Origin of the sequence: Alkalicoccobacillus gibsonii (assembly GCF_016798245.1) — a bacterium.
GTDB classification, from domain to species: Bacteria; Bacillota; Bacilli; order Bacillales; family Bacillaceae_D; genus Alkalicoccobacillus; species Alkalicoccobacillus gibsonii.
The window spans coordinates 126,377-141,361 of record NZ_JAEUZA010000003.1 but is presented as its reverse complement, the minus strand read 5'-3'; the positions used below and the strand labels follow the sequence as shown (position 1 = coordinate 141,361).

The following is a 14,985-nucleotide window of genomic DNA, read 5'->3' as shown; positions in this document are numbered from 1 at the left end:
GATAAAGTAAGCAAATTGATATAATGATTAATGTAACAGATATAAAAATGGGGGGATCAATATGAAAGCGGCTAGATTATATGGAAGTCAAGACCTGCGAGTGGTGGATATACCAGAACCGAGCGTATCGTCTCACCAAGTCAAAGTAAAAGTTGAGTGGGCAGGCATTTGTGGAAGTGACCTTCATGAGTTTTCGCATGGACCTTCTGCAGACCCTCATCCATTAACTGGACAGTTACCTCCTATCACTCTAGGTCATGAATTCTCAGGTACTATTGTCGAGCTAGCAGATGATGTAACGAACCTTAAAGTTGGTGAACGAGTTGCGATTGAACCACTTATCCATTGTGGCGAATGTTATGCATGCAAAAGAGGTCATTACAATCAATGCAGCAAAGTAGGATTTGTCGGTTTAAATCGAGATGGCGGATTTGCTGAATATGTAGTTGTTGAAGAACAGATGGTTCACCAACTACCTGACAATGTCTCCTTTGAAGAAGGTGCATTAGTTGAGCCAACAGCTGTTTCATTTTATGCCGTTAGAGAGAGCCAATTGAAACCAGGAGATTCTGTCGCTATTTTTGGTGCCGGTCCAATTGGGCTGTTAACCCTTTTATCTGTAAAAGCTGCCGGAGCTACTAAGATTATTGTAGTCGATGTATCTGAAGAACGTCTTAAGAAAGCTGAAGAATTAGGGGCTACTACAACGATTAATGGAATGGACGACAACATCGTCCTCACCATCCATGAATTGACGGGTGGTGGCGTAAGTGTTGCTTACGAATGTGCAGGAGTTCAACCAACCATGACCAATGCTGTTGCTTCTGTAAAGCAAGGCGGTCAAGTAATGGCCATTGCTGTTTTTGCAAAACCTGTTTCTATAGATATGGGACAGCTATTATTTAAAGGAGCAGATGTTACGTCAAGACTTGCGTACAGACATGTGTTTCCAGAAATCATCGATATGATCTCTACAGGTCGTTTAGATGTTAAAAGCGTCATAACAAGCAACATTCATATAGAAGATATTGTTGAAGAAGGATTTAATCAATTATTCACTGATAAAAAACAAGCAAAAATACTTGTGAAGCCTTACAAATAATCTCATCATGAGAAAGAGCCTGAGACGAAACTAAAAATCAAATTAAAAATGGCGAATGATTATACAATCGAATCATTCGCCATTTGTGTTTTTTGGATTATTTAGTAATACGAGCGGAGGGAGAACCCGAGACTCCTACGGAATAGAACGCGGTGAAGACACTGTAGCGGCGCATTTTCCGCGGAAGGGGCTGAGGCCGTTCCCGTGGAAAGCGAGGGATTCTCCTGTAGCGGCTGAAATGCTATGTTCGTGTTTTGCCAACCGCATTGATGTTATGTCCCAACCTCTTCCTCTTTTATCTTGTTATTCGAGCTTTTTACATTGCCTTTGAATATAAAATAAAGGGCAAGCATCATAAAGACCAGAGCGACCATTCTTTTTAGATCAAGCGGTATAAGTAAGCTGTTAAACCACCCAAAATGATCAATCACTACACTTACAACAAGCTGCCCAATAATGACTGTAATACTTGTAGCAATCACACCTATCTTTGGAACAGCGAATACATTAAACAGTAGAAAAATCGAGCCTAGAAAAACGGCACTTAATTGCCATGTTGGAACACTAAAGAGTAAAGAAAGATCACCTTCTCCAAAAAATAGAATGATTAAAGCAAGAAACATTGAGCCTGAAACAAACGTCAAAAGTGTTGTTTCAATCGTCCCCGCTACTCGACTAAAGGTCCCATTTATTGCTGATTGAGCACTAAGTGTGATGCCGCCAATGATTGTAAAGAATACAATTAAAATACCCATGAAAAACTCCCCTTAAAAACTAAAATAAGAGCTATGATCATACAAACAACAGAAAGAATCTTCTCTTTGTTAATTCTCATTCTGCTGATACCAAACCATTCAAAATGCTCAATAACCATACTTGTTATTAATTGACCTAAAATGACGGAGACCATTGTTATACCTACTCCTACTAATGGAACGCTAATAACAATCACTGTTAAATAAACAACTCCTAATAAACCGCCTAATAACGACCACTTCGGAGCCTCAGTCACATAAGAAATCTTACCTTTTCCGAAAAACAACCATAATAGACCAACAATGATGGACCCAAAAAGAAAGTTATAGAAACTCGTTTCTAATTTTCCAATTGTATTTCCTAATTCAGCATAGATGGCTCCTTCTAAACTAAGAGCAGCACCAGCAATTAAAGCAAAAATGTAAGCAATGTAACGCATAAATCCTCCCACTTTTATATATTTAAATATCTAAAAAAACCGATATAAGGATCTAAAAAAAAGAAATAAAAGACTGGATATTAGAATTCTAGTTTAAAGTAATTTCTAATATCGTCTATCGTCTTTTCATTTCTTCTATAGTATGTCCATTGTCCATACCGGTATGACTCTAACAATCCAGCCTTCTGCATCATGTTTAAGTAACTAGAAACAGTGGACTGAGAGACATTGGCTTTCTCTTTAATGTCACCAACGCATACTCCTCCAACAAACTCTACACCCTTTGGGATATGAGCTCCCTGTTTTGGAAAGTTATCCTCCGGGTGTTTTAACCATTTGAGGATATTAAGCCGTGTTTCGTTCGACAATGCTTTAAAAACATCAATAGGTTCCATAGCGCTTATTATATCGTGATTTCTCGATATGTCAATTAATAATTGTCTGTCTTAAGGAATAAACGCTAGTCCATAGATATTTTTTGAAAACGGTTGCAAATACTCATTATGATGGTAGACTAGACTTAATTAATCTACTTAACTAAGTGGATGACCAAAATTTATTTTTATGGAGGGTTCGTTAAAATGAGCTATCTGTCATTAACATCCTGGAGCTTAAATAGACTCCTAGGACCTTTGCATTGGACCAAGTGGGATGACGAGAACCAAACAATTGTTACTCAAGTATCACCTCAGCCAGAAGTTCACACTTTATTAGAGCTTCCTGGTCTTTTAGCTGAAAAAGGGTTTGAAGCAATGGAGATTATTCATCCTCACTTCCCCTCAGTAGATGAAGACTATCTTCAAGCATTACGTTCCGCAGTGGAGCATGCAGGGATTCAATTTGATACCCTTCTATTAGACTATGGAGACATTACCAGTGAGAATCCAAAAAGACTTGAAGCGGATATCACTTTTATAAAGAAATGGATTACCATTGCTTCTAAGGTAGGCGCCGCAAATATTCGAGTAGTGGGCGGGGATGCTCATCCCGATAATGAGGAGCGACTCGCCTTTGCTGCCGAGCAATTAACGCAGTTAGCCGAGTTCGGAAAGGAAAAAGGCGTTCATGTGATTACCGAAAATTTTCATTCCTTAACGTCAACTGCTGAAAATTGTTTGTATCTGAATGAGCACTCTTCGATTAATGGTCTCATTTCAGATTTTGGTAACTTCTCTGCTGAATCCAAGTTATCCTCTCTACGAAAAACGGTACCACATAGTAAATCCATTCATGTGAAGGCTCAAACAAACGAAGATGGAACAATGAATAAGACTGAGTTAACTAATTGTCTTGATATCGTTTCAGAGTTAAATTATTCAGGACCGTTAACACTTGTTTACGATGGACCTGGAGACATGTGGGAAGGAATTGAAGAAGTGAAAGCCGTTGCTACATCCTACCTATAAACCTAAGCTTCACTAAAAGCAGTAACGGTTTATCTCGTTACTGCTTTTTATTTTCAGGTGCATCAGAACCTATGCACTACATAACTTCCTTCTCTAGTTGAATAGGTTGAATTGATGATGTATGGGAAGTTTTTGTTTGGTATAACTTTAAGATACTAGATAAAATGACTAAACAAGAAGCTGTTAAAAGTATGGTTAAATGGACACCGATTAGTTGAGCAATCACCCCACCTAATGCAAGGCCAAGAATCGTTACAAAACTGCTAATGGATGAGATCGCTCCGAATATGCGTCCAATCTTGTCGACAGGGGTGACCACTTGAACAACGATCTGAAAGGTAACGAGCACCAGACCGATTGCAAATCCTCCAATAAAGAAGCAAACGGGAATGAATAGAGTGGCAAGTTGTTCAGGAACATACGTACATAATATAGCGAGAAGAAAAGAAACGCCTAACATGAATATGCCACTATACATATTTCTGAAATAATTGCGGATATTCCGTTTTCGTAGTAGAGCCGTAATGAGTAATGTACCCGCCCCACTAGCTCCCATAGAAAAACCAAGAATTTGAGATGTCCGTGTAAAGAATTGATCTAGAAACAACACGAGCTGCGAGTCAACTAACTGAATGAAAAACAGCCCACTAGCCATAGCAACGGTCGCAATGAAAAGAAATGGAGACGAAGTAATCATCTGAAACCCTTCTAAGTTAGTTGATTTCTTTTTCATTGCAGAATTGGTTTGAGAAACGGAGAATTGATCTTTTTTAATTAAGAGAATGGAGATGACAGAGAGAAAATAGGCACTACTTACAACATAGAAAAGAGTTGAAAACGAAAATGTAGCGATTAAGATTCCACCTAAGGAGGGACCAAAGATCTTACTTGCATGATCAACCATGCCACTTAGCGCAACCCCTTCTTGCAGTTGTTCTGCGCGAAGCGTTTCTTTTAGCTTTCCGCTTTTAGCAGGAATAAAGAAACTCTTAAACAGACCTAACAAGAGAAGGATCATTGCGAGACTATACACATCAGAGACAATCGGTGTAAAAAGAACCACACATGCTCTCCCTATCTCTGAAAATAACAACAAATATTTACGATCAAAGCGGTCAGCCATTACACCGGCTAGAGGCGAAACAAAAAGTTGAGGAAGAGCAAAGGCAAGCATTAAAATCGAAATTTCAATTGATGAAACACCTAGATCGACCGCCGCTAAGGCTAGCATACAAATTAAAAACATCCAATCAGCAAACGATGAAAAAATTTGAGCGATTAAAATGTTCATGTACTGTACATTTTTATAAATTGATCTACTTTTCATCAACTACACCCCTCAGTTATGACTCTTCCTTAGATAACGTTCCTGAGTTATAAACTGTTGGTGTCTAAGAAAAAAAAGGATGAATCTCGTAGTTGCATCAGAATATAACAAAGAGGCTGAAATAAAGCTAAAAATCAACAAAAAACTAGCGAATGATTTACGGTCGAATCATTCGCCATTCGTGCTTTTTGAAAAAACGAGCGGAAGGAGAACCCGAGACTCCTGCGGAAAAACACGTGTCTGAAGACTCATCCGTGGTGTTCGGATGAGGCTGAAGCCGTGTCCGCGGAAAGCGAGGGTTTCTCCTGCAGCGGATTTTTTGCTATATTCGAGTTTTACTCGCTACTTTAATGTTTTGTCTCAGCCTAAATTGCATATTCATATAAGCTTTAACCCAAAGACAATCACGACAATCAATGACTGAAGTAGGAAGGCTCTCCTCTTTACATGTTGTTTTGCAGCTTGCACTTGCCGTTCTTGAATAGGGAAATAGACTGGAATAAAGCCAGCTTGATTTAACCCTTGGTTAAACTGTATAGAATTAAAGTAAATGCATAACGCCAATAAAGGTAAAAGAACCATATAGCTATTCACAAAAAGAATGAGCAAAGTCATGACCAATATGACTCGAACGAAGTGTTGACTCCCTTCAGTCCCTCTTACTGCAGATCGTAATAAGAAATAAACCATAGGGTCTTCCCTTTTCTCAAAAAACCATAATGGTATGAGATTCCTAGATCGCTCGGTCGTTTTTACATCAATTACACTACTTAAAAGGAGAATAATAAGCCTTATGCTTTTCTTTTCAGAAACGATCAACCTCTTCCAAGAATGGATAGGAAAGATCAGGTGTTTACTATAAAGAAAGCCAATAAGTAGGATTCCAGCAGTAGCGATACCGACAAAAAGTGTAGGAGCTTCTAATAAGAATAAAAAACTAACAATCACGCTAAGTTGATACACAAAGGATAGGAGAATCGGTCTTGTTGAACTGATGCTTATCATAATGATAAGCGATAAGATATGCAGTACCCCTAATACTTGTACCATGACAAACAAAGCAATGAACTCTCGTATTTCTAATGAGTAAACATACTGTAGAAACACGGTGAATACAGTCACTTTGATGCTTTGTATGACGACATTAAAGATCATAATGCAGCGAAAGTAACCGCGCATCTCCATAATTTTGGGAGCCAAATAAACCTCATCAAACCGATTCATAAAGCTAATGATTCCTTTATTAAGCACAAATAGAAAAAACAGTCCCATTAAAAGGGCAGAGTGATATAGAGAATTGTAGCTTTCATCTCTTAAAAACAGCACCACAACATACATAAGAAGCATACCAAAAGGAATGAGACCAAATACTCCACTGTGACTAAAAGCTTTTATAAGGATCCTTATACTTTGCTGCCTTGACTCTCTGAATCGTTCGATAAATAAATCCTTCATTCTTGTTCCTCTATCATGGAGAAAAATAGATCTTCTAAAGTAATCCCGTCAACATCCTCAGTAGTAAGATAGGATTTATCGTTAAAACGTTGCTGGCGTCCCCTATGTAAAACGATGATTCGATCACATAATTGTTCAGCAATCGATAATAGATGAGTGGAAATGATCATACCAAGTCCTTCGTTTTTAAGTCTGATCAAATCCTCTTTAAAGAACTTTAATCCTTGAGGGTCGAGTCCCATAAACGGTTCATCGACTACGAGATAGGTTGGATTTGAAATCAGTGCACTAATAATTGAGACTTTCTGCTGAGTCCCTTTTGATAAGGCATGAGGGTATTTGTTCAAATGAGGACTCAATGCATACCGATCAATTAACTGATTTACATAGTGATCCTCATTCAGTTGATAGATCCTCTTAATAAACTGAAAATGTTCCATGATTGTTAAGTTCGGATACAACTCTGGTTTATCAGGAATATGAGCTAACTTCTCTCTTTGCTTCATCCAATCTTTCTCATCAATGGTTATGTTTCCACTGTGAGGTTTCAGCACACCTGTCATGTGGCGAATAGTTGTGCTTTTCCCCGCACCATTTAAGCCAATTAATCCAACGATTTCACCAGGCTGAATATCAAATGTGATGTCATTGATGATCCTTCGATTCAGATAACCCCCACTCAATTGGTTTACGCTCAACATGATCGTACCGTCTCCTTTGAGTTCATATTTCATCTAACTAGAACCTTCTAGAAATGTTAGGCAAGCTCCTCCTTCTATTCTATGAAACGATTCATAGATATCTTTTAAGATAATCATTGAAACTTACTAATTGGATGATATAATAAATGTACTTAATTAAGTTTATTTATTATATATTAGCAAGGGGAGATTCTAATGATTAAAACGATCATGTCTTGCAAACCATCGATGCTTTGCGAAATCGTAATGAATAGTAGGATGATATTATGGAAGCGTTATTAATTGCCCTAAAAGGCCTGTCCTCCCTATTCATCATGTGTTCGACGGTTCTTGTCTTGGGTTTCGTATCCTTACGTTATGAAAAACGTAGGACAGACAATCATTCGAATGATCTATAATTGTATGTAGCTTATAAAACTTATTGTTAGGCGGTACACTTATGAAACGTTTAGTTTGGTTAGCATGCTTTGCATATTTATTAACTGGCATTGGACATATCATTTTAGGCAGTGTCTTAGAGCCATTAATCAAGCATTATAATGTGACCTATAGCGATGGCGGTCAACTCATTATGAATCAATTCTTTGGTTTTCTAATTGGCGTTCTATTTACCCCCTTCCTCATTAAAAAATTGGGAAGAAGAATCACTCTCTTGCTAGCCATGATCCTGTTTGCGACTGTTCAACTTTCACTTTTTTCCTTAATACCGTGGAATTCACTCCTCGTCATCATCCCATTTAGCGGAGCCGGGTTTGGGATCATTGAAACGTTACTCGCAGGGATGATCGTTGCAGAGCTTAAAGAGAAAAAAGCCTCTATCATGGTCCTTACAGAATTATGTTTTGGGATCGGAGCTTTAACAATTCCATTAGTCGCTGCATTTTTAATAGCTACAGGTGAATGGAATTCAATCTTCTTATTTGTCTCAATTCTAGTTAGTATAAGCTTTTTCTTATGGTTGTTTGTTAGAGTCGGTCAGTACGAATACATTCTTCGGAAAAAGCCTGAGATTCATTCTGGAAAAGACGTCATTAAGAAAACCTACACGAAACCTACGCGTCCTTTATTGATTCTGGGATCGATCTTTTTCTTTTTATATGTTGGACTTGAAATGACATTTCCTAATTACTTACCTACCATTATGGCCATGACGTCAAACTTATCAAATGCCACAATCGCACTGAGCATTACAGTGTTCTGGGGGGCAATGACCGTTGGACGGCTACTTATGATTTTTATCGTTAATCGATTTAGAATATGGAACTTATTTATAGTGATGGTCGTTGGTCAGATGGTGAGCATTGGGTTGTTTGCCCTGTCTCCAAATGCCACTTTCAGTTTCATCGTAATCTTTATTGCAGGGATTCTCATGGGAGGAATCTTCTCGTTAGGGCTCCTTGTTATTAACGGCGGCATACCTGGTTTGGAGGATCGTACGACTAGTATTCTAATAGCCATGGGCGGCTTAGGTGGAGCATTACTCCCTAAGTTCGCAGGTAACTTATTAGATCAATATCCAGTCCACGTTACGCTATGGTTTATGTTTGCCTTTTCTGTTGTGATGACTCTTCTTCTTTTCTTTATCAATGTTTCTTACAAAAGGCTTAAAGTAGAAGATTCAACAGACATAATTAAAACAACCAACCAAAAAAACCTTCCAATGTAGTGTTTGAAGGTTTTTTTGTGTAACTATAAATGATATGGTGTGTTCTCGTTTGCCAGCCAGCGTAAGCCTGAGGTCATACTCTCTTGAAATGTAGTATCGATTAAAATTGTAGGTTCATTCGGATGTTGGCGTAAGTAACCATTTCTATCCAACGCATCAACTACTAAATCCTCTGATAAATGGATCGATGAAATAACAAAGAAATTAGGTGCGAGCGCTGCATTGTAAAAAGAAATTACTTCCGAAATCGCATTAACTAATTCTTGATCCGTTTGCGGCGGATTCTTATCCATTAAAAACGGTAAATATTTCCCTTCTCCAGCTAGTCCTAGATTTCCTTCAATTAATGTATGGTTACTAAAGATCGTGATACCCGGTGAACTTTCTTTCGGAAAATAAATCCCGACAATTGTCCCTTTTAATTGATCATTTCGCCTAACAAAATAACCGATTGTTGTAAGGTGCGCATCATTTTGGATGGAGATTGGAATATCCGTATGCCTTGCTAACACTTCTTTAATGCTCCATCCAGTGAATTGTTGTCCCCAACTGGAGGTGACCTCATCATTAAATACCTTACCAGGGATGGATAATGCGATGTTATCAACATGACTCTCACTATCATTTAAACACGTTAAAATAGCTGCAACTAATCTGTCTAATGACACCTCTGTGTAATCCATCAACCACTCTTGCTTTTCTTCTCCGTAGAGATTAACAAGCTTGGCTACAATGCATAGATTCGATCGGTTATTTTGGATTGAAAGTAACAGCGAATGCTTGTGATCTGCATTAAATACATACTCAATCGCTGGCCTACCCATTGGCGGTTGAATAACCTCTCCTTCCATAATGACTTGATCTTCTAGTAGCTCCTTAATTAATGAGTTAGTCGTCACAACACTTAGACCGGTTTCTTTCCCAATTTCGGAAGCAACCATCTTTTGGTTTGTAAACATAATGCGTTTGACAAGGTCTAAGTTCTGCTTGCGAATCATATTTGTACCCAATTATTGATGCCTCCAATTCTACACTCTTCCCTATATCATACATGAGTTTTCGTCATATACCCAACTCCCCTACAAATAAACGCAAATAGTTTCCGAATAAAAGGTTCAGACGTGTAGATTTGGGAAAACATGCTATGTGGGTATCAACCTAACAACGGTGAGGAGGATATCTATGATCCTACTTTTCGAAAAAGAGCTATTCCATCGTGAACTTACGTTTCTTAAAAGATTACGAGTGAGAGCGCGTCAGGATTGCCCCTTATTCGCGGTAACCCTTGATGAAGATATTCATCAACTTGAAAAGGCGATTGAGGAGATAAACGTGGAGGGCAACAAGTAGTACAGCCTTAAGTTCAAAGAGAACAGAATAACGGAGGTGTCTATGATTAACACTATTACTAACAAAGAACTTCTATTCAAAGCATTAGACTACACGAGAGCCGGTGTATTAATCACAGATCCTCAACTAGATGACAATCCGATTATATACGCAAACCAAGGATTCTATGAGATGACAGGATACGCATCATCCGACATCATTGGTCAAAACTGTCGCTTCCTCCAAGGAGAAGAAACCGATCAGAGCGAAGTAAAAAGGCTAAGAGATTCTATTAAAGCGAATGAGTCCTGTTCTGTCACTTTGTATAACTACAAAAAGTCTGGCGAAGGATTTTGGAACAGTTTGACGGTTGACCATTTGTATATTGAAGAAGAAAAGAAACATTTCTTTATTGGTGTACAAAAAGACGTAACACGGGAGAAAGAGATTGAACGCGAGCTTCTCGGCTCACAGCAGGAGATTGCAAGTCTGGCATGTCCAATTGTTCCCGTATTCAAAGGGGTTGCTGTTCTACCTTTAATCGGAAAGGTGAATCAGGAGCGATTCAACCATATCTTAACCATCACAACCGAAGAAATTGTGGATCGCAGGCTAACGACGATTATTGCGGATTTGTCGGGAGTCACCAATGCCAGCGACTTCCTTTTAACAGATTTAGTTACGCTTAAAGACGTCATTCGCATGCAAGGAGCAAACTTAATTATAACGGGTATGTCTTCCACGATTGCCATGGATATTCTTCAAACGAAGGATCTGCTTTATAACAATCTACAAACTGCTGGCTCTGTTCAAGAAGTAGTTCAAAGTTTGATTGAAGAAGAAAAAAAGAAACTCGACTGAATGTAGGGTCGAGTTTTTTGTAGGTATAGATTTTATTAATTTTGAATGTTTTTCAGAGATTTAGAACATTAGAGATAAACAAGGACTTTAAATATATCCAACAGCAAAATCACACTAACCCGTAAGTCCTGATTAATTAGAAGAATAGTTCAGAAAACCAACGAATAACTACGAAAAGTGTCCATGATATATAGACTCCGAATGTTGTAAATACACAGATTCTTAGGATCTTGCTATCTGCTTTATTTGCATCAGAAAAAGCAAGCACCGTCATTGAGAATATAAAGTATATGGAACTCCGATCATTATCGAAATAAGCATACGCAAGTATAATTGATAGTATAAGAAAACATAGCCGCGACCGGTCTGTATGTTTGTCTAATTGAAATGCTGTCATTTTACCCTCTTTTCCTACAATGAACAATCATCTGCGGACTATCCTTAGTGAACTCTAGCTTCTTCCACGTACCATACAAATGAACCAGTTCAAATCCATGAGCTTCTAATAATCTCTTCAGCTCCATTGGGTACGTATAGCGTAAGGAGATCGATTCTTTTTCTGTGTGAAAAGTCTCTTCATCCTTTTCCCAAGTAGTCTGCGTCGTGCAGTGTAAGATTTGTGTGGAGTGATTGTAGGTTTCTGTATGGTTTACTTCTTTCCTTTCCCCGTTGATGAATTCAACGTTTTCACTAACATCATCAATACTTAATTCAGTTAGAACTGGATTTCTTGTATCAAAAATAAACTCCCCACCTGATTTTAGGTGCCTGCTTACTGATTGAAGCAATTTGTCCTGGCTTTCATTTGTTAGAAAATGTTGAAACGAATTGCCTGTCATAAAAATAAGTGGAGATTTTGTATCAAGATTCAGCTCGGTGCAGTCCTGCTGCTCGAATTGAATCTGTAGATCTTCATCTATAGCCTTTTTCCTAGCTCGATTTAACATCCCTTCATGCAGATCAACTCCTATTACATGTAGACCTTGCTTTGACATCGGGATCGTTAGCCTCCCTGTGCCACATGCTAGGTCAATGATAGGCGATTGAATCTTTTGTGCATGCTCCATTATATATAACAAGTCATCCTGATAAGACTCATGTAATGTGTCATATTGTGCAGGGTTCTCATATTTTTGGAAATTTGATTCGAAAATGTTTTTCAATGTACTTCGCCTCCATTAAATTAAACTCTTCCTCCGAAGGTACGCCTCGATGTCATCTTTCGTTCGTTCAAAATATGTATTTTCATGCTTTCCATAATTAAAAAATCCATGTTCCATCCCTTCATATGTTTTAAATTCAATACGGTTCCCAGCCTGGTTCATATCTTCTACAAATCGTTTATTTTGCTCACACAAATCGTCTCCCGTTCCACAAATCCAAAGAGTGTCCGGTAAGCTCTTTTTTATATGATGCAAAGGCGAAAAAGCAGTTGCTTGATCAACTAGATCGGGATATCTTCGTCTCATAATGTCCACCCCGTCCATGTCTGCCGAGAAAACGATGAAATGATTCGGCACATGATCTACATCTTGGTCAGACTCTTGTTCATCATCCAAATCCGTGAACATAATCGACGAAACGGTGATATACCCACCTGCCGAAGAGCCACAAACAATGATATTATTCGGATCTACACCTAATTCGATTGCATTTTTTCTCACATAGCGTACAGCGAATTGCACATCACTTATCGCTTGCGGTGGAGTAAACCCTTCATCTGCTCCATTTCGATAATCTACACAAATGGCAAGCATACCTATTGTTGAAAAATAGTGAGCCTGATGCTGAAACTGACTGGGCAACTTCGGATCTTTTTTAAAGCTGCCACCGTTAAAAAACAGAATGGCAGGACGATGAGTGGTTTCGAACGGAGGTTCAAATGTATATAAGGTTAAATGACGATCCCCCACTACCTTATAGGTAATTTCGCCAACTTCATAATCAAACTGGATTTGTTTCATGTGAATCTCCCTTCATGTCTGTTTTGAACAATGCACCCCTAATCAAATGTAAGTACAAAGATGCGTGGTTCTTCCCCTACACGACCCTCTAAACGAACAAACGCTTTATAATCGTCCTCCCAATAGATGGATATGTCTTCTCGCTTCTTTGTGAATTCAATTGTTTCTTGACCATATCTTATTTCAAAAACTGGATCTGGAAAATCGTAAATCACAATGACCTCAACCTCATTTATATTATTAGGAGAGACGCTATGCTCTAATTGCTCTTGCTCCGGATTTTTCAAGGAATACAAAAGGATAAATATTGGGGTGAGACATATGATGAGTAACAGTGCTCCAAATATCAGTATTTGTTTCATCCTTCTCTTCACATGTGTTCACTCCTTCTGCACCACCAGTATATCTCATATATGCTAATAATAGGTTAGTATAATCAAAAAAAGACTCAGTTAGATGTTTACTAACTAAGCCTTTGCCATCACTTATGGTTTTACAAGGATCTTACATTGCTTTTTATCGTTAATTAACTTCTCAAGTCCTTCTTCAACGATATCATCTAAATCAATGATGCTTGTAATAACTGAATCAACATTTAATGATCCCTTTGATAAGAGATCAATTGCTTGAGGAAAGATGTTGTTGTACCCAAGAGAAGAATTGATTCTCTTTTCGCCTACTACTTGAAGTGTTGGTTGATATTTAATCGCTTCAGCAAAGATACTTACGATCATAAATTCTCCATTTGGCTTCACTACATCGAGTGACTGGTTAAACGTAGCTTCGATTCCAGCTACATCAAATGAAACATCCACCCCACCATTTGTGCTATCTTTAATGATTTGAGCGACATCTTCTTTTACAGGATTCAGTACAACATCCGCACCCATTTTCAACGCGAGTTCTCTGCGCTCATCACTAACTTCCGCAACAAATATCTTGCTCGCACCAGCAGCTCTTAAGCATTCGGAGAGTAAAAGTCCAATCGGTCCTGCACCGAATAACGCTACACTGTCACCAATTTTAAATGAACTTTTACGGATAGCCTGAAGGACTACAGCGATCGGTTCAAGTAAGGCAGCACGCTCAAAGCTAAGTGTATCCGGTAAAGCAAAGACGTTTGATTCCTTCACGACTACATACTCAGCAAAGCCACCGTTTTCATGAATTCCGTATGATTTCATATTTGCACAGATATTGTAGTTTCCAGTTTTACACGTGTCACATTCACCACAGCCCCAGATTGGTTCGATAGCCACTCGGTCACCTGCTTTGAATTTTGAAACACTTTCTCCTACTTCAACAATTTCACCTGTAAATTCATGACCTAAAATCATTTGATCCGCTGTAACGAAGTTTTTATGAAGGTACTCATGTAGGTCTGTTCCACAGATACCAGCATATTTTACTTTAACTTTTACCGAATCATGAACGACCTCCTGTTCCTTTACATCTTCTACTTTTACATTCTTCGCCCCATAATACATTAGTGCCTTCATAGTAAGTCGTTGACCCCTTTAAACCCAATTTTAAAAAATTTGTCGAATCTTATACTTATTATACGTAAATGGGTTATTTTAAACAACTGATTAGCACGTTATATTCGGGACATTTCATTCATTTAAATGACAAAATTATCAAATTTACTGTAAACTAATACCTAAGTTTAGATTAATGATTACAGTTATTATGGATGTTTAGATTATTGAGGGAGCTTGTAGAGTATCTTAGATGACTGTTCTTGGTAAATGATTGGACGGTCTTGATGGAGAGGTTGATCTTCTTGTTTTACACATAGAAGTTCTTACTGAGAGGGGGCCCAGCTTGATGTTGCCTACTGTGTCCTTGCTATCAGCGCCTGTATTTTGATGGAATACGCTCTGAGCTTGGTAAAACTTCAAATTTTCTTGGTATCATCTCTTTCTTCTTGTTTGATTAAACTTGGAGCTTGGTTGGAAGTTCATCCTTCTTAGTATTTC

At 38.3% G+C, this 14,985-nt stretch carries 16 protein-coding genes; 5 read left to right on the top strand and 11 right to left on the bottom strand.

Annotated features, from left to right (window positions below; translation table 11 throughout):
* Nucleotides 1-61 precede the first annotated feature (61 nt).
* Entirely contained in the window at nucleotides 62-1,102 is a 1,041-nt protein-coding gene (locus tag JNO66_RS12320; protein WP_203088592.1) for a 2,3-butanediol dehydrogenase, read from the top strand.
* A 272-nt stretch (nucleotides 1,103-1,374) separates the two neighbouring features.
* Here JNO66_RS12320 and JNO66_RS12315 read toward each other — a convergent pair whose 3' ends face one another.
* From JNO66_RS12315 to JNO66_RS12305, 3 genes are all read right to left on the bottom strand, one after another.
* Nucleotides 1,375-1,857, bottom strand: a complete 483-nt coding sequence (locus tag JNO66_RS12315; RefSeq protein WP_203088591.1) for a DMT family transporter — start codon at nucleotides 1,855-1,857, stop codon at nucleotides 1,375-1,377.
* Nucleotides 1,845-2,297 (bottom strand): DMT family transporter, encoded by a 453-nt coding sequence (locus tag JNO66_RS12310; protein WP_203088590.1) that lies wholly within the window; start codon nucleotides 2,295-2,297, stop codon nucleotides 1,845-1,847. Before JNO66_RS12310 ends, JNO66_RS12315 begins: the two co-directional genes overlap by 13 nt.
* Before the next feature lie 80 nt (nucleotides 2,298-2,377).
* Nucleotides 2,378-2,692 (bottom strand): ArsR/SmtB family transcription factor, encoded by a 315-nt coding sequence (locus JNO66_RS12305; RefSeq protein WP_203088589.1) that lies wholly within the window; start codon nucleotides 2,690-2,692, stop codon nucleotides 2,378-2,380.
* A 186-nt stretch (nucleotides 2,693-2,878) separates the two neighbouring features.
* Between JNO66_RS12305 and JNO66_RS12300 the strand changes: the two genes are divergently transcribed.
* A complete protein-coding gene (locus JNO66_RS12300) occupies nucleotides 2,879-3,703 on the top strand; it encodes a sugar phosphate isomerase/epimerase family protein (RefSeq protein ID WP_203088588.1) in 825 nt (274 codons plus the stop codon).
* A gap of 76 nt (nucleotides 3,704-3,779) precedes the next feature.
* Here the strand turns inward: JNO66_RS12300 and JNO66_RS12295 are convergent, their stop codons facing one another.
* The 3 genes from JNO66_RS12295 to JNO66_RS12285 all read right to left on the bottom strand — a co-directional run bounded on the left by JNO66_RS12295 (nucleotide 3,780) and on the right by JNO66_RS12285 (nucleotide 7,219).
* Entirely contained in the window at nucleotides 3,780-5,030 is a 1,251-nt protein-coding gene (locus JNO66_RS12295; protein WP_203088587.1) for an MFS transporter, read from the bottom strand.
* 378 nt (nucleotides 5,031-5,408) lie between these two features.
* Nucleotides 5,409-6,485 (bottom strand): ABC transporter permease, encoded by a 1,077-nt coding sequence (locus tag JNO66_RS12290; protein ID WP_203088586.1) that lies wholly within the window; start codon nucleotides 6,483-6,485, stop codon nucleotides 5,409-5,411.
* Complete coding sequence (locus tag JNO66_RS12285) at nucleotides 6,482-7,219, bottom strand: ABC transporter ATP-binding protein (protein WP_203088585.1); 738 nt, start codon at nucleotides 7,217-7,219, stop codon at nucleotides 6,482-6,484. The genes JNO66_RS12290 and JNO66_RS12285 overlap by 4 nt, the downstream gene beginning before the upstream one ends.
* 406 nt (nucleotides 7,220-7,625) lie before the next feature.
* Between JNO66_RS12285 and JNO66_RS12280 the strand changes: the two genes are divergently transcribed.
* Entirely contained in the window at nucleotides 7,626-8,852 is a 1,227-nt protein-coding gene (locus JNO66_RS12280) for an MFS transporter (protein WP_203088584.1), read from the top strand.
* A gap of 23 nt (nucleotides 8,853-8,875) precedes the next feature.
* Here JNO66_RS12280 and JNO66_RS12275 read toward each other — a convergent pair whose 3' ends face one another.
* The gene (locus JNO66_RS12275) at nucleotides 8,876-9,862 is read right to left on the bottom strand and encodes an ROK family protein (protein ID WP_203088583.1); all 987 of its coding nucleotides are present in this window, start codon (nucleotides 9,860-9,862) and stop codon (nucleotides 8,876-8,878) included.
* A gap of 172 nt (nucleotides 9,863-10,034) precedes the next feature.
* Between JNO66_RS12275 and JNO66_RS12270 the strand changes: the two genes are divergently transcribed.
* Together JNO66_RS12270 and JNO66_RS12265 are read left to right on the top strand one after the other, a co-directional pair.
* The gene (locus tag JNO66_RS12270; protein ID WP_203088582.1) at nucleotides 10,035-10,202 is read left to right on the top strand and encodes a hypothetical protein; all 168 of its coding nucleotides are present in this window, start codon (nucleotides 10,035-10,037) and stop codon (nucleotides 10,200-10,202) included.
* A 42-nt stretch (nucleotides 10,203-10,244) separates the two neighbouring features.
* Nucleotides 10,245-11,042, top strand: coding sequence for a YtvA family blue-light photoreceptor (locus JNO66_RS12265; protein ID WP_203088581.1), 798 nt, complete (start codon nucleotides 10,245-10,247; stop codon nucleotides 11,040-11,042).
* A gap of 398 nt (nucleotides 11,043-11,440) precedes the next feature.
* Here JNO66_RS12265 and JNO66_RS12260 read toward each other — a convergent pair whose 3' ends face one another.
* The 4 genes from JNO66_RS12260 to JNO66_RS12245 form a co-directional block, all read right to left on the bottom strand.
* Nucleotides 11,441-12,205 carry a class I SAM-dependent methyltransferase gene (locus JNO66_RS12260; protein WP_203088580.1) on the bottom strand — a complete coding sequence of 255 codons (765 nt, stop codon included), beginning with the start codon at nucleotides 12,203-12,205 and terminating at the stop codon, nucleotides 11,441-11,443.
* A gap of 15 nt (nucleotides 12,206-12,220) precedes the next feature.
* Entirely contained in the window at nucleotides 12,221-13,006 is a 786-nt protein-coding gene (locus JNO66_RS12255) for an alpha/beta hydrolase (RefSeq protein WP_203088579.1), read from the bottom strand.
* 38 nt (nucleotides 13,007-13,044) lie between these two features.
* Complete coding sequence (locus JNO66_RS12250; RefSeq protein ID WP_210340866.1) at nucleotides 13,045-13,368, bottom strand: hypothetical protein; 324 nt, start codon at nucleotides 13,366-13,368, stop codon at nucleotides 13,045-13,047.
* 123 nt (nucleotides 13,369-13,491) lie between these two features.
* Complete coding sequence (locus JNO66_RS12245; RefSeq protein WP_203088577.1) at nucleotides 13,492-14,505, bottom strand: 2,3-butanediol dehydrogenase; 1,014 nt, start codon at nucleotides 14,503-14,505, stop codon at nucleotides 13,492-13,494.
* Nucleotides 14,506-14,985: the final 480 nt, after the last annotated feature.